General features: G+C 55.7%; 2 protein-coding genes. One reads left to right on the forward strand and one right to left on the reverse strand.

The features are described 5' to 3' along the window. Positions 1 to 78 precede the first annotated feature (78 nt). Positions 79 to 534, forward strand: a complete 456-nt coding sequence (locus M0D64_RS44795; RefSeq protein WP_266262312.1) for a hypothetical protein — start codon at positions 79 to 81, stop codon at positions 532 to 534. Positions 535 to 658: 124 nt separating this feature from the next. Here M0D64_RS44795 and M0D64_RS44800 read toward each other — a convergent pair whose 3' ends face one another. Beyond that, positions 659 to 1024 carry a hypothetical protein gene (locus M0D64_RS44800; protein ID WP_266262314.1) on the reverse strand — a complete coding sequence of 122 codons (366 nt, stop codon included), beginning with the start codon at positions 1022 to 1024 and terminating at the stop codon, positions 659 to 661. Between the last annotated feature and the right edge of the window lie 102 nt (positions 1025 to 1126).

Below are 1126 nucleotides of genomic sequence, written 5' to 3' on the forward strand. Positions count from 1 at the left end.
CGGCCAACAGGAGACACTCGACTCAATCCCGAGGATCGTTGACAATGCCTCGCCGACGAGATCGACAAGGAGAGCAGCGTGATTCGTTCAGGAGACGTCTTTAGAATCCGGACGTCCGGCGGAGAAGCATACTTCCAGTATGTGAAGAAAGTCGCTCCGATGGGCTCGCTGATCCGCGTGTTGCCGGGTGTGTTTGCCGACGCACCTACAGATTTGGAGTCGCTCGTAGCGATAGAAACGAATTTCTGGATCTTCTTTCCTGCGGGAGCCGCTTTCTCTCGCGGCATCGTTCGAAAGATTGGCAGATATGCGATTCCGGATCATTCGAAGAACGTCCCGGTGTTCCGAGTTGGTGTCGTAGATCCGGCCGTCGGGAAAGTAGTTGACTGGTGGTTGTGGGATGGTGAGAAGGAATGGCGCGTCGGTCCGATCACCGATGAGCAGCGAAAGCTCCCCATTCGAGGCTCCTGGAATGACACGATGCTGATAAAGCGGATCGAGGAGGGTTGGTTACCGGAAAACGATCCGCGGTAATTCAACTTCATGAACCGTCGGACAGGAGCCGGCCGGTCCCGTTCAGCGATACCGGAGGCTCGAATAGTTGACAGCTCGAGATGCAGAACTCCGTCGAACGTGTCTCCCGGCTTGCGTCTCAGGGTCAAAAGCCCGGCGCTAAGCGCCAATGAACAAATGGCGGATACGGTGTACCGCCCACAACCTGGTCAGCCATGAACCATTCATCTGAGCGCATCGGAATGTTACCCGCTCCGAAGACCAGGATCGTGCCATCAGGGCGCACCGGGGAAGGGTTGTTGTGGAACGCTCTCCATCGTTGTGAACCGAACTCGAAGCGCTCAATCATGCAACTGACGCCACTGCCGGCTACCTGCACATAGTTACCTGCGCCGTCAGTCAATGACGCATAAGATGACTTGCCGTAGCTTCGCAGTGACTTGAGCGCACGAGTGATCTGTATGGGAGTCGGCGCGATGTTTGCCGCTTTGCCCTCGATGTCGAATTTCATTAGCTAAATTTATCTCGATTCCCCTGAACGCGAATCCTACCAGCGCCGAAACCCTATAACGAATGGCCGCTATCGACAAACTTGAGCGACCGCTTCGGGTCG

This window comes from Paraburkholderia sp. WS6 (assembly GCF_030464835.1).
Lineage (GTDB): Bacteria > Pseudomonadota > Gammaproteobacteria > Burkholderiales > Burkholderiaceae > Paraburkholderia > Paraburkholderia madseniana.

Coding starts and splice junctions, on each gene's coding strand:
- M0D64_RS44800 (WP_266262314.1), bottom strand. CDS start 1,024: ATGAAATTCGACATCGAGGGCAAAGCGGCAAACATCGCGCCGACTCCC.